Annotated in this window: 22 protein-coding genes and 1 pseudogene; 9 read left to right on the forward strand and 14 right to left on the reverse strand. The window is 55.5% G+C overall.

Going from position 1 to position 23674, the window contains the following annotated elements; genetic code table 11:
- Positions 1 to 154: 154 nt before the first annotated feature.
- Positions 155 to 445: a helix-turn-helix domain-containing protein gene (locus tag CXK91_RS11160; RefSeq protein ID WP_003292631.1), complete on the reverse strand. Its 291-nt coding sequence runs from the start codon at positions 443 to 445 to the stop codon at positions 155 to 157.
- Positions 446 to 549: 104 nt separating this feature from the next.
- On the opposite strand from CXK91_RS11160, the gene CXK91_RS11165 reads away from it, so the two are divergent.
- Positions 550 to 996, forward strand: a complete 447-nt coding sequence (locus tag CXK91_RS11165) for a hypothetical protein (RefSeq protein ID WP_003292632.1) — start codon at positions 550 to 552, stop codon at positions 994 to 996.
- A 219-nt stretch (positions 997 to 1215) separates the two neighbouring features.
- Positions 1216 to 1554: pseudogene (locus CXK91_RS11170) on the forward strand (three-Cys-motif partner protein TcmP); the annotation flags it as partial.
- A gap of 90 nt (positions 1555 to 1644) precedes the next feature.
- Here CXK91_RS11170 and CXK91_RS11175 read toward each other — a convergent pair.
- Positions 1645 to 2325, reverse strand: coding sequence for a heavy metal response regulator transcription factor (locus CXK91_RS11175; RefSeq protein WP_003292635.1), 681 nt, complete (start codon positions 2323 to 2325; stop codon positions 1645 to 1647).
- 424 nt (positions 2326 to 2749) lie between these two features.
- On the opposite strand from CXK91_RS11175, the gene CXK91_RS11180 reads away from it, so the two are divergent.
- From CXK91_RS11180 to CXK91_RS11210, 7 genes are all read left to right on the forward strand, one after another.
- Positions 2750 to 2959 carry a co-regulatory protein PtrA N-terminal domain-containing protein gene (locus CXK91_RS11180; protein ID WP_015275566.1) on the forward strand — a complete coding sequence of 70 codons (210 nt, stop codon included), beginning with the start codon at positions 2750 to 2752 and terminating at the stop codon, positions 2957 to 2959.
- A 317-nt stretch (positions 2960 to 3276) separates the two neighbouring features.
- The gene (locus tag CXK91_RS11185; protein WP_103456195.1) at positions 3277 to 5118 is read left to right on the forward strand and encodes a copper resistance system multicopper oxidase; all 1842 of its coding nucleotides are present in this window, start codon (positions 3277 to 3279) and stop codon (positions 5116 to 5118) included.
- A 12-nt stretch (positions 5119 to 5130) separates the two neighbouring features.
- Positions 5131 to 5433 (forward strand): hypothetical protein, encoded by a 303-nt coding sequence (locus CXK91_RS11190; protein ID WP_003292637.1) that lies wholly within the window; start codon positions 5131 to 5133, stop codon positions 5431 to 5433.
- Positions 5423 to 6421, forward strand: a complete 999-nt coding sequence (locus CXK91_RS11195; RefSeq protein ID WP_015275567.1) for a copper resistance protein B — start codon at positions 5423 to 5425, stop codon at positions 6419 to 6421. Before CXK91_RS11190 ends, CXK91_RS11195 begins: the two co-directional genes overlap by 11 nt.
- A 9-nt stretch (positions 6422 to 6430) precedes the next feature.
- Positions 6431 to 7240, forward strand: a complete 810-nt coding sequence (locus tag CXK91_RS11200; RefSeq protein ID WP_003292639.1) for a c-type cytochrome — start codon at positions 6431 to 6433, stop codon at positions 7238 to 7240.
- A gap of 478 nt (positions 7241 to 7718) precedes the next feature.
- Complete coding sequence (locus CXK91_RS11205) at positions 7719 to 8048, forward strand: four-helix bundle copper-binding protein (protein WP_015275568.1); 330 nt, start codon at positions 7719 to 7721, stop codon at positions 8046 to 8048.
- A gap of 378 nt (positions 8049 to 8426) precedes the next feature.
- The gene (locus tag CXK91_RS11210) at positions 8427 to 9152 is read left to right on the forward strand and encodes an SDR family NAD(P)-dependent oxidoreductase (protein ID WP_003292641.1); all 726 of its coding nucleotides are present in this window, start codon (positions 8427 to 8429) and stop codon (positions 9150 to 9152) included.
- Here the strand turns inward: CXK91_RS11210 and CXK91_RS11215 are convergent.
- The 12 genes from CXK91_RS11215 to CXK91_RS11270 form a co-directional block, all read right to left on the reverse strand.
- Entirely contained in the window at positions 9127 to 9582 is a 456-nt protein-coding gene (locus CXK91_RS11215; RefSeq protein WP_003292642.1) for a DUF305 domain-containing protein, read from the reverse strand. The genes CXK91_RS11210 and CXK91_RS11215 overlap by 26 nt on opposite strands.
- A 544-nt stretch (positions 9583 to 10126) precedes the next feature.
- A complete protein-coding gene (locus CXK91_RS11220) occupies positions 10127 to 11794 on the reverse strand; it encodes a hypothetical protein (protein ID WP_015275569.1) in 1668 nt (555 codons plus the stop codon).
- A 105-nt stretch (positions 11795 to 11899) separates the two neighbouring features.
- On the reverse strand, positions 11900 to 13273 hold the full coding sequence (locus CXK91_RS11225) for a heavy metal sensor histidine kinase (RefSeq protein WP_003292645.1): 1374 nt from the start codon (positions 13271 to 13273) through the stop codon (positions 11900 to 11902).
- 90 nt (positions 13274 to 13363) lie between these two features.
- Positions 13364 to 13594, reverse strand: a complete 231-nt coding sequence (locus CXK91_RS11230) for a hypothetical protein (protein ID WP_003292646.1) — start codon at positions 13592 to 13594, stop codon at positions 13364 to 13366.
- Between the two features lie 23 nt (positions 13595 to 13617).
- Positions 13618 to 13875, reverse strand: a complete 258-nt coding sequence (locus CXK91_RS11235) for a DUF2933 domain-containing protein (RefSeq protein WP_003292647.1) — start codon at positions 13873 to 13875, stop codon at positions 13618 to 13620.
- Between the two features lie 32 nt (positions 13876 to 13907).
- On the reverse strand, positions 13908 to 14225 hold the full coding sequence (locus tag CXK91_RS11240; protein WP_003292648.1) for a co-regulatory protein PtrA N-terminal domain-containing protein: 318 nt from the start codon (positions 14223 to 14225) through the stop codon (positions 13908 to 13910).
- Positions 14226 to 14367: 142 nt separating this feature from the next.
- Entirely contained in the window at positions 14368 to 14724 is a 357-nt protein-coding gene (locus CXK91_RS11245) for a copper-binding protein (RefSeq protein ID WP_003298789.1), read from the reverse strand.
- The gene (locus CXK91_RS11250) at positions 14721 to 17885 is read right to left on the reverse strand and encodes an efflux RND transporter permease subunit (RefSeq protein ID WP_003292650.1); all 3165 of its coding nucleotides are present in this window, start codon (positions 17883 to 17885) and stop codon (positions 14721 to 14723) included. Before CXK91_RS11250 ends, CXK91_RS11245 begins: the two co-directional genes overlap by 4 nt.
- Positions 17882 to 19333, reverse strand: a complete 1452-nt coding sequence (locus CXK91_RS11255; protein ID WP_015275570.1) for an efflux RND transporter periplasmic adaptor subunit — start codon at positions 19331 to 19333, stop codon at positions 17882 to 17884. The genes CXK91_RS11250 and CXK91_RS11255 overlap by 4 nt, the downstream gene beginning before the upstream one ends.
- A complete protein-coding gene (locus CXK91_RS11260; RefSeq protein WP_003292652.1) occupies positions 19330 to 20583 on the reverse strand; it encodes a TolC family protein in 1254 nt (417 codons plus the stop codon). The genes CXK91_RS11255 and CXK91_RS11260 overlap by 4 nt, the downstream gene beginning before the upstream one ends.
- A gap of 92 nt (positions 20584 to 20675) precedes the next feature.
- A complete protein-coding gene (locus CXK91_RS11265) occupies positions 20676 to 21056 on the reverse strand; it encodes a hypothetical protein (RefSeq protein WP_003292653.1) in 381 nt (126 codons plus the stop codon).
- Positions 21057 to 21142: 86 nt separating this feature from the next.
- On the reverse strand, positions 21143 to 23506 hold the full coding sequence (locus CXK91_RS11270; RefSeq protein ID WP_015275571.1) for a heavy metal translocating P-type ATPase: 2364 nt from the start codon (positions 23504 to 23506) through the stop codon (positions 21143 to 21145).
- Positions 23507 to 23674: the final 168 nt, after the last annotated feature.

Consider the following 23674-nt stretch of genomic DNA (forward strand, 5'->3'; position numbering starts at 1 on the left):
AAGTCAGAATCCACATATTTTCTGACGCCCACAAAAACTATAAGCCCTGCCAAAAACAGGACCTCCAGGCCAGCCACTGGGGACAGAGGGACAGCAAGATCAACACTCACTGTGCGGCCACGGAACCGGCCCCTCACACAGCCTCGCTGAGTAATCAGTCAGGTTCGACTAGAGCTCTCAACTCCTCACCAACCTTCTCCAGGAGCTGCTCAAAACTTTCAGGAGCTTCGGATCCAAGCAAGTAGGTCAGGGCCAAGAGGGTGACAGGGTGAGTGTCGAGCACCGTGCAGAGGCTATCGAGCTTTTCGAGAGTCGGGCTCGTTGCCCCGCGCTCCAGCATGCTGACGAAGGTACGACTGCTAACGAGCGAGAAATCTTCCTGTGCCAGCCCCCTACGCTGCCGCACGAGCCTCAACGCTTTCCCGAACGAATCCCGGACTTCCATTTTGCTGCTCCGCAAAATGGAACGATGAAGCGCGATTGAACAATATATGACTACAAAATATATTGTTCATCAATCAAGTACAATTATCATTAGGAGATTGGCGCGTGTTCAAAACCAGTCGGAATGCGGAACTGCTTCCTGGGCTCTCAACAGCGCCAGATGGCGTGCAGTTCTGGTCATATGTCGAGCTAGAGATGACCTGGCCCTGGTTCTACCTGCAGATCGTTGAGGACGATGGAAACGCGGCCTTTCGAAGCATGCTAATGGTTCCGTCGGTTCCATTGCTGGAACAGGTCATAGCTGCGCAGACCGAGCACGCCTGGCTGGAGCAGGCGTATCTTGTGAGTCCCGGGCATATGAACGAGGTGGGTCGCTGGTTGATGGAGCCGTTACTGGAGATCCTTTCAATTCGTGATGCACAAGGTAGCGAGCTTGGGCACCAGTACCGAGTGGAGGGAGATCGCACGTACTCAACCTCAGCGTGTCAGTCTCTCGGCAGTCGAATTAGTAAACACGTGATCTTCTCTGCTGCATTACATCTGCGAGGCTAACGCCCCACTTCCTACCCGTATCCATAGTCCCATCTGAACCGAGCTCAGTTGTCTTTCCAGAATTCGCTCCGCTGCACAAGGCCGAACTCATCGCCAGTCCTATCGGGATTCTCGTCGAACATGGTGTTGACCATACGCTCGCGGCGGAGACCACTCAGCGCTCGGAAAAAGCAGGCCTCACAGAGATGCACCTCATAACGCTCGCCATCATGCAAACACGATTTGCTGTTGGATGAGCATCACTTCGACGATGCCACCGATGACCGCGTCCGAGGAGAACTTTCAGAGCTCTTGCCCAACCAGGTCTACGAGGTAGAACGGCAACCTTTTTTGGGCCTGATGAGCGGATTGACCAACTACACCATGGCTGACGAGTTTCGCGTAAAGCAGGCGCTCGATATCGCTGTTGCGACCGGTGATTTGCTGGCGGTCGGTAAGGATGGCAAGACCAGGCGTCGCAAGGGCACTAGCATCAAATCCAGTGATATTCTGATAGCTCCCCCGCAGAGACCCATCTTCTTCGTGCCACAGCTGAAGAAATCCAGCTCGGAGAACTGAGGTTCGGCACCGCTCCTTGCTCGGTGGCTCGCCTTAACCGCATCGGTACCGGTAGCTTGGCCCATCGCGTGAAATGCCGAGCATTTCGCTCTAGGGGTCTGGCGCGTCGATCAAATAGCCCATCCCACGCGCGGTTTGTATGAGCTTAGGTTCGAACTCATCATCGATTTTTGCTCTCAGCCGTCGTACCGCCACCTCAATCACATTGGTATCGCTGTCGAAATTCATGTCCCATACTTGGGAGGCGATAAGGGACTTTGAGAGCACTTCCCCGCGACGCCGAAGTAATAGCTCAAGAAGTGCGAATTCCTTTGCAGTTAGGTCTATTCGTTTCCCCGATCGCGTAACTCGACGCCTGAGCAGATCGACCTCAAGGTCGAGGAGTTTGAGTATTGTTTGGTTGGGGACATTATTGCCGCGGCGAAGCAACGTACGGATCCTGGCTAGCAATTCGGAGAAGGCGAACGGCTTGATGAGATAATCATCAGCGCCCAACTCCAATCCCTTTACTCGATCCTGAACCCCGTCTCGGGCGGTGAGAAAGAGCACGGGAACCTCATTACCAGCAGCGCGGACTTTCTGTAAAACCTGCCACCCATCCAGGCCAGGCATCATCACGTCTAAGATGAGCAAGTCGTATGTGGTATGAAGCGCGTGCTGAGCAGCATCGGTCCCGTTTTCAACTCTATCGACTGTGAAGCCTGCCTCTGAAAGCCCCTGCTGTAGGTAGGTGCCTGTTTTCGGCTCGTCTTCAGCAACAAGAAGCTTCATGAAAGTATTCCCTCCGGCATTTGGAGCAGTGTGCCGATTGTCAGGGCGTGCAGCCAGTACCTTACAGAAACGTAATGCTCGCATCATCTGTCTGACAGCTTGTAGCGTTAACGTCTACATCAGCAGTTGCTCCCACACTCTGCTTTTTGGCCTTTTCCATGCTCCTTTGGCCTATCGGCGCCTAGATGGCGCCCTTTTTTTGCCCGCTGGAAACAAGACCTATTTGCCTGAACGAAAAGGCACCATGCACGCTACCTGCGCTTTCGCTTGGGCTCACTGCTTTTATGCATTACTGACGAAACCGTAATGTCTAAATCAGGCTTCTGACAGGAACGCTCGGTTAGCTTAGACACAGGACCAAGCCAAAGCCCCTATTTATGGAGCTGCGCTGGGTCTCCCATGTCTTCGAACGAGGTAACAAGTAATGAAATTCTTCAGATCCGTTTCTGTACTGCTCGCCATCGCAGCAAGCTCTTCCTATGCAATGGCAGAAGGTGGTGGTGATCGTACCTTTGCTCGTATGGAGCAGGCTCGCCAAATAGCGATCGCTAGTTATCAGGCTGACCAGAAGGACCAAGCCCAGGAGGTAGCCTCAAAAGCAACTTCAGCGAAGCACGCCCACGCTAATTGCTGAAGCGAAACCTTACGCAACTGTGACCATGCACCTTGAGTATCGTTGCAACCGGATCCTTGCACGGAAATCAAAAGCCATTGCGCAGCTTCCACCTGGAGATTGACATGCTCACAGGCGATTTTTTGGGCGATTTCTGAAGCGCTTTAAGCTTACAAAAATGTAATCCCGCGTCTTTCTTAGGCATGCCATATTTACGATTAAAGGCGAGTCGCTTGATAAGACAGACCGTGCGCGAGTTTCTAAGATCAATTAACGCTGGCAACACCAACCTTACGGCTGGTTTCGGCTTGGCTCCTTAGTTTGATTGGAACCTACACATGCAACGTAAAACCTCTAGGCGAACCTTTGTTAAAGGCTTGACTGCCGCAGGCATCCTTGGCGGTCTTGGCTTGTGGCGAGCTCCGGTCTGGGCAGTGACTAGCCCAGGCCAGCCCAGCGTACTAAGTGGCACGGAGTTCGATCTGCTGATTGGGGAGACGCCGGTCAATATCACCGGCGCGGCCCGGACAGCGATGACTATCAATGGGAGCATCCCAGGGCCGCTTCTACGTTGGCGTGAAGGGGATACCGTCACGCTGCGAGTCAGAAATAAGTTGAGCGAAGATACATCGATTCACTGGCACGGCATGATCCTGCCGGCCAACATGGATGGCGTGCCTGGATTGAGCTTCCACGGCATCGCTCCCGATGGCATGTATGTCTACAAGTTTCAGGTTAAACAGAACGGTACCTATTGGTACCACAGTCATTCAGGCCTACAAGAGCAGCTTGGTGTCTATGGTCCCTTGGTCATCGATGCGAAGGATCCCGAACCGTTCAGCTATGACCGCGACTATGTGGTGATGTTGACTGATTGGTCCGATGAGGATCCCGCTCGAATCCTTTCTAAGCTCAAGAAGCAGTCCGATTATTACAACTTCCACAAGCGCACTGTCGGAGACTTCATTAACGATGTGAGCGAAGACGGCTGGGCCGCTACGATTGCGAATCGGAAAATGTGGGCTCAGATGAAAATGAGTCCCACCGACCTCGCCGACGTAAGCGGCTACACCTATACCTATCTAATGAACGGCCAAGCACCCGACGGGAACTGGACCGGCATCTTTAAGCCCGGCGAGAAGCTTCGTCTGCGGTTCATCAACGGCTCGGCCATGAGCTATTTCGATGTCCGCATTCCAGGGCTGAAGATGACTGTAGTCGCAGCCGATGGCCAATACGTCAACCCAGTTAGCGTCGACGAATTCCGCATTGCCGTGGCAGAAACCTACGATGTGATTGTCGAGCCTGCGACCGAGGAGGCTTACACGATCTTCGCCCAATCGATGGATCGCACAGGATACGCCCGTGGCACGCTAGCGGTTGCCGAAGGGCTGAGCGCTCCTGTTCCAGAAACCGATCCTCGACCACTAATCACCATGGACGACATGGGGATGGATCACGGCAGCATGGGCGGTATGGCGGGCATGGACCATGGCGGCGACATGGGCGCGATGGACCATAGCAACATGTCCGGCATGAACCACGGTGACATGCAAGGGATGGGCGACATGGGCGCAATGGCCGGCATGGATCACAGCAAAATGGGTGGGATGTCCGGGATGGACCACTCTGGAATGGCTGGGATGAGCGCAGGTATGCAATCGCACCCGCCCTCAGAGTCCAATAACCCACTGGTGGACATGCAGACCATGAGCCCAACTCATAGGCTGAACGATCCCGGTATTGGCTTACGAGACAACGGCCGCCGAGTCCTGACCTATAGCGACTTGAGAAGCACTTTCCCCGATCCGGACGGCCGTGAGCCCAGTCGGACGATCGAACTCCATCTCACCGGCCACATGGAGAAGTTCTCCTGGTCATTTGACGGTATAGAGTTCTCTGATTCGGAGCCCCTGCGGCTCAAATATGGCGAGCGGGTACGCATCACTTTGGTCAACGACACCATGATGACCCATCCGATTCATCTGCATGGTATGTGGAGCGATCTTGAAGATGAGAATGGAAAGTTCATGGTTCGCAAGCACACGATCGACATGCCTCCAGGTTCGAAGCGCAGCTACCGCGTGACAGCCGATGCGCTCGGGCGTTGGGCTTATCACTGTCACCTACTGCTTCACATGGAAATGGGCATGTTTCGTGAAGTCCGAGTGGACGAGTAAGAGGAACTTTATATGGGAAATTTTACGAAGCGTAAAACTCTTATCGGCAGCGCGTTAATGTTCAGTCTGCTGGGCGTAATGAATATGTCAGCTGCGTTTGCAGAGCAAAAGCATGATCAGCACAAGCAATCATCGGCTTCATCGCAGAATCCAGGCAACAAGCCGGCATCTCAGACACAAGGCACCTCTAACTCAAAAATGAACCACGACGACATGGATCATGGCTCGATGGACCATGGAGAAATGGAGCACGGCAAGATGGATCATGACCCCAAGGCCACTGATACTGAGGTGGATTCGCACCATGACCACTAGACCTTCTCGCTTTGCTCTGATTGCGCTCGGAGTTTCGTTGAGCGCAGCGGCTGGAGGGACAGCCAACGCTGCCGAGATGATGGATCATTCGATGCATCAAACCCCTCCTGCTGAGGCAGCTCAAGCCCCTGCATCTTCAGCGAAGCCCGCAGCTAAGAATCATGGCTCCGGTGGGCAAACGGACCATTCTGCGATGGGTCATGGTGCGATGGACCATAGCACGATGAACCATGGCCAAATGAAGCATGACGATACGCTCGAAATGCCCGGCATGGTTCATCCCTCGTTCATTCCAGTATTGACCGATGCGGATAGAGAAGCGGCTTTCCCTGGTCTTCAAGGTCATACAGTCCATGACAAGTATCTGGCCTGGTTCCTTCTGCTAGATCAACTTGAGTACCAGAACGCAAATGAAGGTAGCACCCTCAGTTGGGAAGCTACTGCCTGGGTTGGTGGCGATATCAATCGGTTCTGGTTTCGCTCGGAAGGTGAGCGAACGAATGGCGTTACTGAAGATGCGGAAATTCAGGCGCTCTACGGGCGTGCCATCAGCCCCTGGTGGGATGTGGTAGCAGGTGTTCGCCAGGACTTTAAGCCCGAGTCGCCGCAGACGTGGGCGGCTTTAGGCGTCCAGGGGATGGCTCTGTATAACTTTGAGGCGGAAGCCACCGCCTTCGTCGGTGAAGGTGGGCAGACAGCAGCACGTTTTGAAGGCGAGTACGACATTCTCCTCACTAACCGGCTGATCCTCCAACCGACTGCCGAGCTCAATTTCTATGGCAAGGACGATCCTGCGCGCGGAGTAGGCGCTGGTCTCGCAAACACAGAGGTGGGGCTCCGCCTCCGATACGAAATCGTTCGTGAGTTCGCACCGTACATCGGCGTCACGTGGAGCCGGGCATACGGTAATACCGCCGATATGGCGAGAGATGAAGGCGAAGACGTAGATGAGGCGCGGTTCGTTGCTGGCATCAGGCTTTGGTTTTAAGGACCCTAGATGAAAAGAATAATTATTAGCTTCGCTGCCTTCTGCGCACTAGGCCTGTTGGTGGTGGCCGGTGTTGTTTTCTCGGGACTAATAAACGTTGCCGCGGATGATCCTCATACGGGAGTCGTGCACGCATTCCTGGAAACTGCTCGCAATCGCTCGATTGAGGTTCGCTCCGAAGACATAGTCGTGCCATCTCTCGACGATGAAGACCAAATCCGCGCCGGGGCGGGGAACTACGACTCGATGTGTGTGGGTTGTCATTTGGCGCCAGGCATGGCTGAGACCGAGCTAAGCAATGGCCTTTATCCCGCTCCACCCAGCCTGGCTGAAGCGGGGCCATACGATGACCCAGCAAAAACATTTTGGGTCATCAAGCATGGCATTAAGGCCACTGGGATGCCCGCGTGGGGTAAAAGCATGGCTGACCCGTACATCTGGGGAATGGTGGCTTTTCTGCAGAAGCTTCCTGAGTTAGATGAAGGAGCGTATCGAGCACTCGTTGCGTCTAGCGGTGGTCACCAGCATGGTGGTGGGGAGACCCCAGCTGGGCATAGTGAGCAACACGGCGAGATGGCCTCGGGCGACCACCATCAGGGCGACAGTGGCGGCTCGGATCACCATGGCTCCAGCAGCACAGGTGGAGCATCCGGCCAATCAGGCTCCGGTCATCATGGTAATAACGAAAGCGATGACCATCATGCGTCCGAGGAGCCCCAGGCGGTTGAGCACAGCAATGGCAGTGACAGTGCCGATGCGGAAGGCAAATCCCCTTCAAAAAACCATGTGCACGCAGACGGGAAGCAACACGAGCACTAACATCCGGTATATGTGTGCCTATGCGGTTCTGATCGAGGCTCTAAGAAAGGCGGTTCAGCAAGCAGAGGATCGGCCCTAGGCCATCCTAGTCGACGCAACGGTACCGGAGGGCTTTGCAATTGCTTCCTTCCTAAAAGTTAGGCCGCAAGGCCAGTAACTTACCTAGTTAAGCGGCTTGCGCTCCGGCCGTTCCCCAACGAATGCTCCCAGTCGTGGCGACAGGGAGCTCCCTCATTTTCAACTCAATCATCTCGAACAGACTAGCGAAGCCGTACAGGCAATCTGACGGCCACATCGCCACCAACTGCGCCCGCAGATCCCCGGTGCGGTTGGACTTACCTTACAACATTGTAATGAGGTTTTTCGAAACGGGCTCGGTAGGAGCGTGTCGTAATTCAGTGTCTGCTAACAGGCTGATGAGCCATATCGGCCAGTAACCAAACGACGAAATACAACTATCGAACCCTGGAGAACGTAAATGACAAACTCAATGTTCGCATCCTGTATCCAAGCTTGTTCGAACTGTGCCCTAGTGTGCGAAATGTGCGCCTCTGCTTGCCTACGCGAGGATGATGTAAAAATGATGGCTCGCTGCATCGAGCTTGACCGCGACTGCGCGGACATTTGCAGGTTGGCTGCCACACTGATGAGCCGCGAAAGTGAATATGCTAAGAAGTTCTGCGCCCTTTGCGCCAAGATCTGCCGTGCATGCGGAGAGGAATGCGCGAAGCATGAAATGGATCATTGCCAAGAGTGTGCGAAGGCGTGCATGAACTGCGCTGAGGAATGTGAGCGTATGGCAGGATAACATCCGTAACTCACTGCTCTGGCACTACTAAATTGGGAGTGTCAGAGCCCCTCGAAGAATAAGAAAAGCCATGGTGCGCTTAATGTTCGCGCCTCCATGACATATCGAAAAAGTGCGTACGATACCCGCAACTGCCAAGAGCGAATCAATCCCTGTCCAGCAGCATTTCATTCCAAAGCGAAATACGATAGTTACGCGCTAGCAACTCTTACTTAGCCACCGATGATCGCCACCGTAACGGTCTATTCTCTTGCCACTGTCTCCCGATTGAGCGCTGAAAACTAATTGAGTGAATTAGCATGAAAGCTCCTGGCAAAAAGGCGGTCCAACAACAACCAAGCGGGCCATGCGACCTTATTTTGCTGGGAGAAAACGAAAATGGTTTTGCGAATATTCCCATCGCAGCGATTGGCTTTGCTGCTAGTACTGCTCGCCGTTCTGCAACTCAGTGGCTGCGCCGTTTCCCCGCGCCTGAAACCAAGCGACCAGCCAAGCGTTGCTCGCAAAACCTTTGTCATCACTGGTGCCTCCAGTGGCTTCGGCCGCGGCGTGGCGCTCAAGCTTGCCGCTCTGCAAGGCGACGTGGTGCTAGCGGCCCGCCGGACCGACGTGCTCGAAGAACTGGCCGCGCAGATACGCATGGCTGGAGGATCGGCACTGGTGGTGACCACCGACGTGAGCAACCCGAACGAGATGCAGGACTTGGCACGAGCCGCCATCGAGCGTTTCGGCAGGATCGACGTTTGGATTAACAACGCTGCGGTCGGAGCGCTGGGTCGTTTCGAGGACGTTCCCGTCGAGGACCATGCGCGGATCGTGGATGTCAATCTTAAGGGCATGATCTATGGCAGCCACGCAGCCATGCGCCAGTTCAGAGCTCAAGGCTTCGGCACGCTTGTCAACGTGGGCTCAGTCGAGAGCGAGATACCGCTGGCTTATCATGCCTCCTCCGCAGCGACCAAAGGTGGCGTCATAAATCTCGGCGCGGCAATCGCTGAGGAGATTCGCCTGAGCGGTAGCGAGACCATCAATGTCGCCACCGTCATGCCCTGGGCTGTGGACACACCGTTTCTGGGAATCAATTTGCCCTTTCTAGTTCATTGATCAGGGACTTCATTTCTGCGATTTCTCGGCGCTGAGCGTCGATGATTTCGTCAGCTAACTTGCGGACGCGAGGATCTGAAATCTGAGCTCGTTCACTTGTTAGGATTGCTATGGAATGGTGGGGGATCATGGCCTTCATGTAGTCCGTGTCGTCTACCGTCGCTTGCCCACGTACAAGCCATAGTGCAATGGTAAAAGCTACTGCACTTCCTGCCAATATCGCTAGGTTTACTGACTTACGCTTATACATGTTGAGCATGAATGCGAGCATGACTACTGCCATTACCGCGCCCATCACTAATGCCATCCAAGCGCGAGTCTCGCTCCAAAAAACATGCTCGAACGAGTAAGTATTTAAGTACATCACGCCATACATAATGATCGTAGACGTGGCTACCATCGCTGCAAAGCGCCAGTAAGACATTTGCATAGTTAGACCTCTTTAATGATTGCTGCTGGATCGGCGACTCAACGTGTTCGCGCAGCCCTGCTTAGAAGTGGCTTTCGAATGCTCTCCTAAAAACGGACAAGCCGAAGATGATGAGGTTTCGATTTTTTGAGAAGCTTACAAAAATGTAATCATCGACCGCTTTAAGACCGGCTTAAAGCGCTGCCAGCGCTGTACTACGCGTAATGTTCCCCTGAACTAATCAATCGCTAATAGCTTATAAGCAGACAATACCAACGTCGCGCTATGGACCACTGCGCGAAAGAGCGGGCCCACTAAGATGGCCTTCAAGCCTTGAGACCCGACTACTCGGCTTAGCAAGCCCAAAGAGTTATCGTGAGCAATAGAACACTCGGAGAGAACAATTCAGCACCCAGCATATGCCACGTTCTTGTCGAGTGTGACCGCAGGGTTAGTATTCGCACATTAGATGTGTGGCGGCTAAGACGGCTGGGTGTAGCTGGCTCCAAAACTGAGCGGCGAGGTTATTCTGTCCCAAGCCGCGCCTTTCGTGGCGCGCGGGACCTCACTCACTTTGAAACAACAGACCTTCGATTCGATCATGTTCTTCCGGTGTTGGCAGGGCAGATGAGTCAACATTGCCAATACTATTTGGCTGACCATTTTCTGGTGGGCCAACTTCAGGGTGGTAGGCGCCATCTGCGTCGAAAGCAACCCAGCCGTACAATTCTCGGATGACTTCGGAAGGATGGCCATCTTCCATTGCCACATACCAGTCCGCCAATCGGAAACGCTTACCGGCAAGCTTAGAAGTAGCCATTTCGGCTCGAACCAGCGCCAGATATAGCGGGTGCGGCAGTTCCTCTACGGCGCCGGTTTCGTCGAGCAAGAACATGAACGAGGCGTGCGACCGTTGCTCTGTAGAACCGGCTCGCTCCTCTTCCTCGCCTAAGGTAAAAACGGGAGCAAAACCGCCCCCCTCTGTTCTGAAGTTGGTCGTCTGGCCTTGGTAGACCCTGGCAGCGTTCCACTGCACCTCGCCAGCATAAGCGTAAGCGCGCAGATCAAACTTCATCGATCGTACCTGAGGGTCGGCGACGATTCTACGCTCGCCAGGAGCTACAAGGGACTGGGCCACGTAGTTTCCGCCAACGATTTCTTCCCAAACGCGCTTGGTGAGCTTGTCTCCTCGGTATGCACCGCGACTACCATACCCGCTGACAGGCTTGAAAAAGAGGCTACGGCGGTTTTGCCACAGGTGCTCTGCATTACCATGCCCGACAGGAACGGTAAGCGGGACGTATTGGGCCAATACGGTTCGGATTTGCTGATCAACGCCAATCTCTTCCAAAAAACGTGCGTTGGTTAGGTCAACCAACCTGCGTTTGTCGGCGTAAAGGGCATAGGCCTGAGGGTGTGGCGTTACCGTCACGACATCAGCCAAATAAGCGCTGCGCAGCGCGCTGCAATTGTCGCCTTCCAGATAGAAATCGGTGAGTCGGTTGTAGACGAGATCCACAGGCTTTCCGTCGACCAAGAGGGACTCGTTGTGAAAGGCCAGATCGGCTGGGTCTGCGATTAGGCAGTCGATTCCTGCTGACTCGAATAACCGCTGAAAAAGAAGGAACTCCGGATACAGGTATTGGGCTTGTGGGCTTTCATCCAAGATCACCACGCGCGTGAGCGGACGTGGCTCGCCGCTCGTAGACCATTCCTGGGCGAACATATCCAGAATCGAACGCTCGAAGCCGCCGGGTCCTTCCTGACCTGGCGAAAGCCCGACTACGCCGCTGCAACAACTACGCTGCGCGCGGGCGAGCAATACGTTTAGCATCGCTCCGCCCGCATTTGTGTTTATTTCGATGAGCCCAAGCTTGTCATCATCCAGATGGAAGTCGTAGCCAAAGAAGACGCCGCGCGCGCCCCGAGGATCGTGTCGGGCAATAGGAGGTGCAGAATCCAGAGCATGCTCACGCCAACCGGGCGAGCTCACGGTCTGCTCGATGGCCTGAATAACCTCATTAACCTGGCGCAGCCGCAAGGATGAAACAAAGACCGGTCGTGCTGCAAACACATGAGGGCAACGTGACTTCAATAGCTCCGACAGCTCTGAATTCCCAAGCTGTTCGGTCAATGAGTTTACGAGCGCAGCTTGATCTAGGCTTACGCAGAAGCACGCTTCGTTGAGCGCTGCGGCTGTCGTACCGCATTTTCTCGATGAGGACGCTTGCACGGGAACCTCCAGAACCAAACATACAGCTTCGAAAGTCTCGGCCTCTTTCGGTTCAGCCTGGCGTTTCTATGAGCGTAGGTCAGGGTCGTTGCTGGCACTCTGCCATTAACTAGACATAAGCTTTGGAAGCGTCATTGTGAAAGTCGTATGCCCCTCAGCTGATTCGCAAGCGATGCGCCCTTTGTGCGCTTCGACTATCGAACGAGTGATAGCCATGCCGAGGCCCGCATTCATGGTGGTTCCTTCGCGCCTTGCGGTGTCGACCCTATAGAATCGATCAAACACTCGGGCCTGAAGCTCGGCTGGAATCGTTGTGCCTCGGTTGGATATGGCTGTGCAAACCGAGCCACCGCTCTCGCTTATTTCAACGCTGATGGTGCTGCCTTCCTCTGCATATCGAACTGCGTTAGAGACTATGTTTGAGACGGCCCGTCTCAGCATCGATTTATCGCCATGTACCGATCCATCGCCTGAAAGCGCGATTTCTACCTTTTTGTCCTCGGCTGCAAGCTCGTAATATTCGATAACGCTCGCGGTAATCTCAGCCATGCTGGCATCTTCGGCATTGGGCGTAATCTTCCCGTTGTCCGCCTTGGCGAGGAATAGCATGTCATCGACCATCTTTGACATGCGCCTAAGTTCTTCGAGGGCGGAATACAAAATGTCTTTGTAGTCGGTATTCTCGCGGTCGCGCAAGAGCGCGACCTCCATTTGGGTAAGCATGCTGTTCAGCGGCGTTCTTAGCTCATGCGCGATATCCGCTGAGAAACCTGACAATCTGAGAAAAGAGTCGTCCAAGCGCGAAAGCATTTCGTTGAAGTTGTCTACGAGTTCATGCAGCTCGCCTGGCACCGACTCGGTTGGAATTCTGGTATCTAAGCAGTGGGCGGTTACTGTAGAAGAAGTCTTGGACAGTTCGTCTATTGGTTTTAAGCCTTTCCTGATCAGAACAACACCTAACGCGCCACTCAGAAGTGCACTAACGACAAGCGTATAAGCAAACCACTGCTGAATCATATCGAAGAAGTGGATTCGGTGCGTTACATCCAAAGCCAAATAGATAACAGTGTCCTGCCCTTCTACCCACCGATTTACTTTTCTGGTAATTCCGCTGTACTGGTGGCCACCGAAACTTACCGTCCAGCGTTCCTCTTGGATGTCTGTGACAAGAGGTAGCAAGCTCTCAGACAGATTGTGATGGGAGTAAACCGTCTTACCGTCTACTACAACCGCAGTCGCGAAGCCAAAGGAGTGCTCAATAACGGCATCGATCCTTGAAGCGGTCTCAGGCCCGAATGCTGAGCTGTTGAGTAGCGTACGCTCTACTGCAGCGGCCTTTTCATTAAGCACTTGTGCATCTTTGCGTTCGAAATGGAGCTGACAAAAATAATTAAAGCTGATTGCGGCCGCCAGCAGCACAACCGTAACCACGAGCATGAAAGCTATCGCCATTCTGCTCGTCAGTGACACTTTTCCCATCAGTACGGTCCTGGTTAGGCCATCAAGCACAAAAAAGCAGGTGGGGCACCCCCCACCTGCTTCGATCATTGTTACTCACACCCTCATATCCTATGCTGCGTCTGGATTTTCGCCATTTTGCGAGTGGTCGGCTTTGGCGGCCCCCATCATCTCACGACACTCTTTCATCATTCCACGCATGTCACCCATCATTTCCATATGCTTGTCGCCGCTCATCATGCCGGTTTCTGAATGGCTTTGGTCCGCTTTATCTGCCGCTGCGAAACTCAGTCCGCTCGCCAAGGTGATTGCGATTGCTGTAACGGTGATGGCCTTTCGCATGTTAAATCTCTAAGTTCAGTGGGTTATTCGCTTTTGCTTAACAAGGTGTTTTCGCCAACGTTGGGCTCCTTGGGCTTGTCGCACTTACCGCTAGACATATGCTTCATGCATACGACCATCATCAACAAGCAGGGCAAGAGAAAGAGCAGGCTTGGCAGCGTTGTTGCCAACGCCGCAGTGCTTTGGTTCAGTAGCATGTAGCCAACCACAGCTGCGGTTAACCCCGTTACGACCGGATTGCGCTGCAGTACGCTTTTAATCTTGGATATTATGCTGCTCATCTAACTATCCCTCGGATATTAAGCTTGGCAGATTAGCCATTGTTCACGCCAACTGGGGTGCTCAGGAACTCTACCGTATGGATCTTCCCGTCGGGGGTCTTGACCTTCATCTCATACGTCTGGACTTGGGCACTAGTTCTATAGTTTTGAATCATTCGAGTCGTGCCGGTCGCCCCTGCAGGTGCGATGCTCAGCACTTGACCCTCTTTGACAAGCTCCTTAAGGGTGGGCTTTGCTCCTGCCGAGTCATTTAAGCGATTCAGCGTACGTTCGCTTCCGCCTTCGGCCATTGCAAGCGAGGAAGCAACGGTCAGAATAAAAGGAACGATTACTTTGGTTATGCGGTTCATGGTTTGCACCTCTTGGTTAGTTGATGCCTGTAGATTAAAGGCTTGCTACTTACAAGAAGCTGTTGCCAAGGTTACAAAGCGGTAATCGCTTCATTCTCGTGTTGGTACGACCGCCGCGCCTGCGGCGGTCGCTTTCTGCTCTTTACTGCTTTTCGATGCGCGTAATGGTGGAATCCATACCTTTCGAGGAGAACTCGAATTCGACCTGGTCCCCTTCTTTCAGCGTTTGGAGCTGATCAGGCTTTGCTTTGAAGCCCATCGTCATCGACGGCCAGCCCAACGCTTCGACCGGGCCGTGGGCAATGGTGACGGTTCCGCTCTCGGTGTTTACTTTCTTGACCGTACCTGTGGCTGTAGCGGTCTGTCCCGCCGACTTCTGGTCCATTGGCATGTTCATGCCTTTGTGATCCATCGGCATGCCGTCCATTGGCTCCTTGTCGGCGGCATAGGCGACTGGCACCAGGAAGAGTGAGGCAAGGGTGATGTGCTTAATGTTCATGGATGTTCTCCAGTGGGGTTGGTTGCTTGCTGGGTGGTAACTCGCAATTGCCGGCGGCGCATCAGCAGGTAAGCTGCCGGCAGAACGAACAGGGAGAGCAAAGGGGCGGTGATCATCCCGCCCACCATGGGCGCGGCGATGCGGCTCATGATTTCGCTGCCGGTTCCGCTACCCCAGAGGATGGGCAGCAGACCGGCGATAATCACTGCTACGGTCATGGCCTTGGGGCGCACCCGCTGCACAGCGCCTTCGCGGATTGCGTCGAGCAGTACGCCTTCGCCATGGGCTCCAGCGTTAACCCGATCTGTCCATGCGTTCTTCAAATACAGCAGCATAATGACGCCGAACTCAGCAGAAACGCCTGCCAGTGCGATGAAACCGATTCCTGTCGCTACGGATAGGTTGTACCCGAGCAAATAGAGGAACCAGACGCCACCGGTTAGGGCGAATGGCAGCGTGGCCATGATCAGCAACGCCTCCCCAAAGCGCCCAAACGTGAGGTAGAGCAAGACAAAAATGATGAGCAAGGTAGCCGGCACGACGAGCTTCAGCTTCGCGTTAGCTCGCTCCATGAATTCGAATTGGCCGGAATAGCTGATGCTCATGCCGGATTCGAGCTGGACCCCTTTGCTGATCTTTTCCCTCAGATCGCCCACCACAGCCGCCATGTCGCGGCCACGAACATCGACGTAAACCCAGCCCGACAGCCTTGCGTTTTCGCTTTTAAGCATGGGCGGTCCGTCTGTCACCTGTACTTTGGCCACGGTCCCCAACGTGATCTGGCTGCCTTGCGGCGTGTAGATCGGTAGGTTGCGCAGATCGGATATCGAGTCGCGCCACTCGCGGCCATAGCGGAGGTTGATCGGATACCTGGCGAGCCCTTCCACGGTTTCACCAATGGTTTGACCACCGATGGCACCGGCCACGATCGATTGCACGTCCGCGATATTCAGGCCGTAGCGTGCGGCGGCGACACGATCGATATCCACATCGATATACCTGCCGCCGGTCAGTCTCTCAGCAAGTGCCGAACTGACCCCAGGCACCGTTTTGGCGATTTTTTCCACTGCCTGGGTGGCTTTGTCGATCTGTGCCAAGTCAGTGCCATACACTTTCACCCCGATCGGGCTCTTGATACCCGTCGCCAGCATATCGATACGGTTTCGAATCGGCGGGATCCACAGATTGGCTAATCCAGGTACCTGTACGGTGCGATCCAACTCCTCAACCAGCTTGTCAGGCGTCATCCCAGGGCGCCATTGATCCTTCGGCTTGAACTGAATGGTCGTCTCGAACATTTCCAGCGGGGCGGGATCTGTAGCGGTGTCGGCTCGACCAGCCTTACCGAACACGTGTGCAACTTCTGGAACCGTTTTTATGAGCCGGTCCGTCTGCTGCAGTAGCTCAGAAGCCTTCTGAGCGGAGAGGCCTGGAAGCGCAGTGGGCATATAAAGGAGGTCACCTTCATCCAGCGGGGGCAAGAACTCCCCACCAAGGCGAGAGGCCGGCCACAAGCCTGTCAGGAAGACCAGAACAGCCACCAGCAGAGTCATCTTGGGCCAGCGCAGTACCGCGTCCAGGGCCGGCTTGTAGATCCAGATGAGGCCACGGTTGAGTGGATTACGGTGTTCGTCAGGGATTTTGCCCCTGATCCAATACCCCATGAGCACCGGAACCAGCGTGACAGACAGGCCCGCGGCGGCTGCCATTGCATAGGTTTTGGTGAACGCCAGTGGACCGAACAGCCGGCCTTCCTGCGCCTCCAGGGTGAACACTGGTATGAACGACAGCGTGATGATCAGCAGGCTGAAGAACAGTGCCGGCCCCACTTCAACAGCCGCGTCAGTAATGACCTTCCAGTGCTCCTGGCCCTTCAAGGTGGAGTCAGGATGCCGCTTGTGCCAGGCCTCAATGTGCTTGTGGGCGTTTTCGATCATGACGATTGCTGCATCGACCATCGCTCCGATGGCGATCGCGATGCCACCCAACGACATGATGTTGGCGTTGATGCCTTGCCGCTGCATGATCACAAAAGCAATCAGGATGCCGATCGGCAACGACACGATGGCGACCAACGACGAGCGCAGATGCCACAGAAAAATCGCGCAAACCAACGCAACGACAATGAACTCCTCGATGAGCTTGTGCGTGAGGTTTTCAACGGCACTGTCGATCAGCTTGCTACGGTCGTACGTCGTGACGATTTCGACGCCTTGGGGCAGGCTCGCTTTCAGCTCATCCAGTTTGGTCTGAACGGCAGCGATGGTTTCCCGAGCGTTCTTGCCGCTCCGCAGGATCACCACGCCGCCGACTACCTCACCTTCACCGTCAAGCTCGCTGATGCCCCGGCGCATTTCCGGGCCGAGCTGGATATGCGCAACGTCCCCTAGCGTCACAGGCACGCCGCCGTCGAGACGCAAAGGAATGGCTCGAAAGTCTTTGAGTGTCTTGAGATACCCGGTCGCACGGACCATGAACTCGGTTTCTGCGAGTTCCAGAACACTCCCGCCGGTTTCACGGTTGGCTTCATCGATCGCCTTTGCAATCTGCTGCTGCGTCACGCCCCTGCTTGCCATGCGCACGGGATCCAGTACGACCTGATACTGCTTGACCATCCCGCCTATGGGCGCGACTTCCGCCACGTTGGGCAGTGTCTTGAGCTCATAGCGCAGGAACCAATCTTGCAAAGAGCGCAGCTGCGAGAGGTCATGTTTGCCCGTTCGGTCTACCAAAGCATATTGGTAGATCCAGCCGACACCTGTGGCGTCAGGGCCCAAAGCGGGTTTGGCGGCGGCGGGAAGCCGACTCTGCACCTGACTCAGGTACTCCAGCACCCGAGAACGGGCCCAATAGAGGTCGGTGCCGTCCTCAAACAGGACGTACACGTAGCTATCCCCGAAGAAGGAGTAGCCGCGGACCGTCTTTGCGCCGGGGACAGACAGCATGGTCGTCGTCAGTGGGTAGGTGACCTGATTCTCAACGATCCGGGGCGCCTGCCCGGGGTATGGCGTGCGGATGATGACCTGAACGTCGGAAAGGTCTGGCAATGCATCAACAGCGGTGTTTTTGACCGACCAGACACCCCAAGCCACCGCGAACACAGTAGCCAGCAGGATCAGAAAGCGGTTGGCCACTGACCAGCGAATTATGGCTGCGATCATCGCTGGCCCCCCAGCTTCTCGATGTGCTCAATGACCAGGCCCTCTTCGCTTTCACGCGCGCCGACACGGACGTGATCGCCGGTCTGCAACTTTGTTAGGAGCGATTGATCTGCAACCGGAAAGGACATTGTCATCCCAGGCATGTTCAGCGTCTTGAACGGCCCATGCGACAGGCCAACCATGCCATCTTCCAGGCTGACGATCGTACCTTCAGCCTCGTGCAGCGCAGGTTCTGTAGAAGTTGCAGGCTCCTCCAAACCCTGAGCGGTCAGCCCGCGTAGGCTCGCCTCTGAATCCAGGAGAAACTGACCGGACGCCACGACCTTCTGACCGGCTTCCAGCCCTTCAAGCACCTCTGTCTGGTCATCGAATTCCCGGCCTGTGCGAACCTCAATCGGGCGGTAACGGCCTTGATCCTCGGCCAGCATCACCAATGCGCGCCGACCGGTGCGAATGACCGCCTCGGACGGGATGACCAAGACATCTTCGACGTTGCGACTCAACGTCACCTCGGCCGTCATGCCGGGACGAAGCCGTTGTTGCGGATTAGGCAGTTCAACCCGGACGCGCACAGTACGGCTATCCAAGTTGGCTTGTGGTAGTACGGCCTGGATCGTCCCTTCCAGAACTTCACCTGCAAAGGCCGGGAGGCGCGCGTTGACCAGCTGCCCAGGCGCCACATTTGCAACCTGCGCCTCAGGCACCGCAACCTCTAACCATACCTTTTCCAGCCCATTAACACGTGCCAGAGACGCACCAGTGGATACGGTCATGCCCTCGCGAACGTCGAGGCTGTTCAGCACGCCGCCTATTGGACTCCTCACTGTCCAAACAGGGCGCGCTTTACCAGTTCGTTCTAGCTGCACTATGACTTCTGGCGGCATGCCAGCAAGGCGCAACCGCTGGCGAGCCGCTGCGAGCAGCTGGGGTTCGCCAATCCCTTTGAGCGCCAGGTACTCTTCCTGTGCGGCAACCCATTCGGGAACCAGCAGATCGGCTAACGGCGCGCCTTTTTCGATGACATCCTCCGGTGCTCGGTCGTAAACGCGCTCGACAAAGCCACCGGCACGCGCCTGCACAACCGCCACGTCTCGCTCGTCGAACATCAATGCGCCTGTCGCTTCGAGCGACTGGCTGATCGATTCACGCGTTACGGTTGCAAAGCGCACGCCGAGATTCTGCGTCACGCTCGGGTCGATACTGATCGATGCCCCGTCGCTTCCCTCATCTGCATAGCGTGGAATCAATTCCATATCCATGAATGGCGACTTGCCCGGCTTATCGAACTTTTGCTGGGGGACCATAGGGTCATACCAATAGAGCACTTCCTTGTCTTCTTCTGCAGGCGATTGTCCGAAGGCTGCGGTAGGCAGACCGATTAGCGCTGCAGCGCTAATCATCAGAGGCAGACTGAAGGCGAGTACCAGCCGCTTGTGTTGGAATGTCATGGTCGGGTATCTCCAAAGGCGAAATGCAGGCGGGCATTGCTCAACGATCGATCGCGGGCGACGTCAATACGCCGTAGCCGGGTCTCCACAAGCTGTCGTCGCGCTTCGATCACAGCGGTCAGCTCACCGCTTCCGGAGCGGTAATCGGCCATGGCAAGGCGGACCTTCTCTTCAGCGAGGGGTAGTAAGGTTTTGTCGAGGCGGATGAGTGCGCGGTCCAGACGCTGATACTCAGCGAGGTCAGTACTCAGCTCTTGGTTGTACAGGCGCAAGGTCGCTTGGCGCTGAGCCTCGATCTGGGCAAGGCGAGCTCGTTCGGCCGCGATCTTCGGATCCTGCCGAGAGCTGGTAAACAGCGGCAGGTCGAAGCTGACGCTGAGGTTCACCATGTCGCCGTACTCACGGCCACGTCGCAGGTAGTCGATCCCCCAACTCCAATCCGGTGTTTTCTCTGCGATGGCCTGGTGAACCTTTGCCTCCGCTTCACGAGTCATCGGGTCGAAGGCGAGTAACGCCGGGTGCCGGTTCAGGTTGTGCTGATAGTTATCAACGGCGGCAAGCCATTGCGGCCAGTCACCTGTAAGCGGCTGGCCTGCTAGCTCGCCTATCCAGCGCCGGAGGCCGGCCCGCGCAACAGCCTGGTTACGCAGCAGCTCATCCTCTTGTTCAGCCAGCAATGCTGCCTCTTGCCTCGGAAGTACGCTGTCTGCGGTTTGTCCGCTGCCGCCAGCAATGCGGGCCTGAACAGCCCGCGAAAGGAGCTGATTCTCGCTGTAAAGCTGCTTGAAAAGGCTTAGCTTCTGCTCGACCGCGAAGCTAGCGATCCATGCCTCGGCGGTTGCTTGGCGCACACCGAGACGTTCAACCGTTTGCTGGGCGTTTGCGAGCGCAACACTAGCCTGCGCGGCCTCGACACGAGCGCGCCTTTTCGCTCGGTTTGGCACATCTTGCATGACCCCAACCATTTGCATGGTCATGGCCTCTTGCTCCAACTGCCAGCGAGCGTCACCTTCGATGGGCACGCTTTGCAGTCCAAGCTTAAGTTTAGGGTCAGGAAGCTCGCCGGCAGGGATTGCAGCGCTGCGTGCGGCCACCAGGTTGGCGGCTTGCGCATGCAGCGAAGGCGCGTCTTGCTCGGCCACGCTCAGAGCTTGTTCTAAGGTCAAAGCGGACGCTAACCCTGGAAACGAGAGCGCGCCCATGATCAAGGCGGCCACGTACGGCGGCGCCCAATAAATACGGGGTTTCATTTGCGAAGGATTCCTGATCTTTCATGCGAGCCAAAGGCGCGCAGTAGCCGGCCCGAATGCTCACTCGGGCGGTTCCTATAATTTGATCGGAATTAGACGCGGGGTGGACGCCAGACGGCGTCTAAAAGGCTAGAGGGGATCAGGCCGTTATAGGGAGTGGTCACGGGTTTAGCAGCAGGCATCAGCTGGGCTTTTATTGAGACAAGCTGAAGGATACTTGCAGTTTTGCATTCTTGGCCCGTCTTGCAGACGGTCGCCGTTCCATGCTCATTCGCTTCACAGCACTCGTGTTCAGCACCGTCATCGGCGCCAACCATCGAAGCGTGGTCGGTCGTCATGGCGCCCACACCTTCCATATCGGACATCATGTGATGCCCGGACGATCCAACCGTCATGAGCATTTCCGCTATCCCATTGATCTGAAGCGCAAGCACTAGCAGCAGGATAAGGAAGGAGCGCATGTAGGACGTCATATTTCCAGCTTACGGGGCAATTCATGAGCAATCAATGAGGCAATCGGTCGCTTCGCAACCGAAGCCTAAGCCTAAGCCGACAGGCTTCAAACTACACGCGTTTGACGGAGCCGGAGTGCGTTGAACACAACCGATGCTGAGCTGAGGCTCATGGCCAGGGCAGCAATCATCGGAGACAGCAACAGTCCGAAGAACGGATAGAGCAGACCTGCGGCAATCGGGATGCTCAACCCGTTGTACATAAAGGCAAACAGAAGGTTCTGACGCATATTGCGAACCGTCGCCACCGAAAGCGTGCGCGCGCGCAGTATCCCCATCAGGTCACCTTTAACGAGCGTAACTTGGGCGCTGTTCATGGCGACGTCAGTGCCCGTGCCCATCGCTATGCCGACATCAGCCCTGGCGAGCGCCGGCGCATCATTTATTCCGTCGCCTGCCATGGCGACTACTTTACCTAGGGCTTGTAGCTTAACCACCAGCGCCTCCTTGTCCTGCGGCTTCACTTCGCCATGCACCTCATCGAGCGATAGCTCACGAGCCACCGCGCGGGCAGTGGTAAGCCCGTCGCCGGTGGCCATGATGACTTGCACGCCCTCCGCTTGGAGCCGCGCTACAGCTTCCTTGGAAGTCGGTTTGATTGGGTCCGATACGGCCAGCAAGCCGGCAAGTGCCCCATCAACAGCCAGGTACACAATGCTGGTACCGCTCTCGCGCATTTTTTCTGCCTGATATTTCAACGGCTCGACGCTCACACCCGCATCTTCCATAAGCGCGGTGTTGCCTAGCTGTAGCTGCTTGCCTTCCACCAGACCACGGACTCCGATCCCTGACCCTGACTCGAAGGTCTCTGGCTTCGCCAGCTGGAGACCTTCGCTTCTGGCATGGTCTACGATCGCGTGGGCTAGGGGATGCTCACTACCTTGATCCAAGCTGGCAGACAAACGGATGACTTCCTGCGAGTCAAACGGCGTGACGCCTATGGCCCGATCGAAGACAGGTCGGCCCTCGGTCAAGGTTCCTGTTTTATCGACAATCAGCGTGTCTACCTTACGGACATTTTCGATGGCGCCTGCGTCTCTGAAAAGCACTCCACTTCCAGCCGCTTTGCCTGTGGCAACCATGATCGACATAGGCGTTGCCAGGCCAAGTGCGCAAGGGCAAGCAATGATCAAAACCGCAACTGCATTGATCAGGCCGAATACCCAGCCCTGGTCAGGCCCGAACAGGCCCCATGCAAAGAATGTCAGCAAGGCGATACCGATGACCGTCAGCACGAAATAACCTGCAACCGTGTCTGCCATTCGCTGCATGGGTGCTTTGGAGCGTTGTGCATTCGCAACCATCTGGACGATTTGTGAAAGCATAGTCCCGGAGCCAACCCTGGTGGCTCGCATGACAAGCGAGCCGCTCGTGTTCATCGTCGCGCCGATAAGCGAATCGCCTGTCCGCTTCGTCACCGGAACCGGCTCGCCCGTTAGCATGGATTCATCGACGGCGCTCTCGCCCTCCAATACCTCTCCATCAACGGGTACCTTTTCACCAGGACGAACGCGCAGATGGTCGCCCTCATGAACATGTGTGAGCGGGATGTCCTCCTCTGAACCATCTTTGGCGATACGGCGAGCGGTTTTAGGTGATAAGCCAAGCAGGGACTTAATTGCCGAGGACGTCTGCGAGCGGGCCTTCAATTCCAGCAACTGGCCCAGCAGAGTCAATGAAATGATCACCGCGGCGGCTTCGTAATAAACGCCTATCCGGCCGCCTACTGTGAATGACTCTGGAAACATGCTCGGTAAGAGGGTTGCTACGACGCTGTAAATATAGGCAGCCCCCGTGCCAAGCCCGATCAAGGTCCACATGTTTGGGCTGCGATGTTTGACCGAGGCGAGACCGCGCGCGAAAAATGGCCAGCCTGCCCACAAGACAACCGGGGTCGTGAGGGCCAGTTCAACCCAGTTCTGGCTAGCCCCGTGAAACAGCGGTATCGCATGTCCCGCCATTGCCAACAGGGTTACTGCTACGGTCAGGGGCAGAGACCACCAGAATCGCTTCGAGAAGTCCTTGAGTTCGGGATTCTCCTCCTCGTCGAGTTCAGGGATCAGAGGTTCCAATGACATCCCACAGATAGGGCAATCACCTGGACCCATTTGGCGGATCTCAGGGTGCATCGGGCAGGTGTACTCTGTCGTTGCATCACCGGCGGGTGGTTTCTGTGCGGGTGGGGTAGATGCCCGAGAGGAGGTTCCATGAGCCTGCGGTGCAGCGAGATATCGAGCAGGGTCGGAACGAAACTTGGTCTGGCAACCCTGGCTGCAGAAGCGGTAAGTGCTTCCCTGATAATGCTCTTGATGCTCGCTATCCTCTTCCACCTTCATCCCGCAGACGGGGTCTGTGAGTGCTGCAGTACCTTTCGTTTGGTCGGGCTGGTGATGGCACTGCTGAGAGGACATACGGGGCACCTTATGGATTGGTTAGCGACGAACTTGGCCTATTGCAGGGACATTTGCGGTTTTTCAATGCTTGCAGCGTCTGACAGCCAATATATGCAAAGCGTCCTGACCAAAGGCTGAAGTAACCATTACATTTCTGTCAGGTTCTCTGGTATGTCAGGTCGTATG

It is taken from the genome of Stutzerimonas stutzeri, assembly GCF_002909485.1.
GTDB lineage: Bacteria > Pseudomonadota > Gammaproteobacteria > Pseudomonadales > Pseudomonadaceae > Stutzerimonas > Stutzerimonas stutzeri_AH.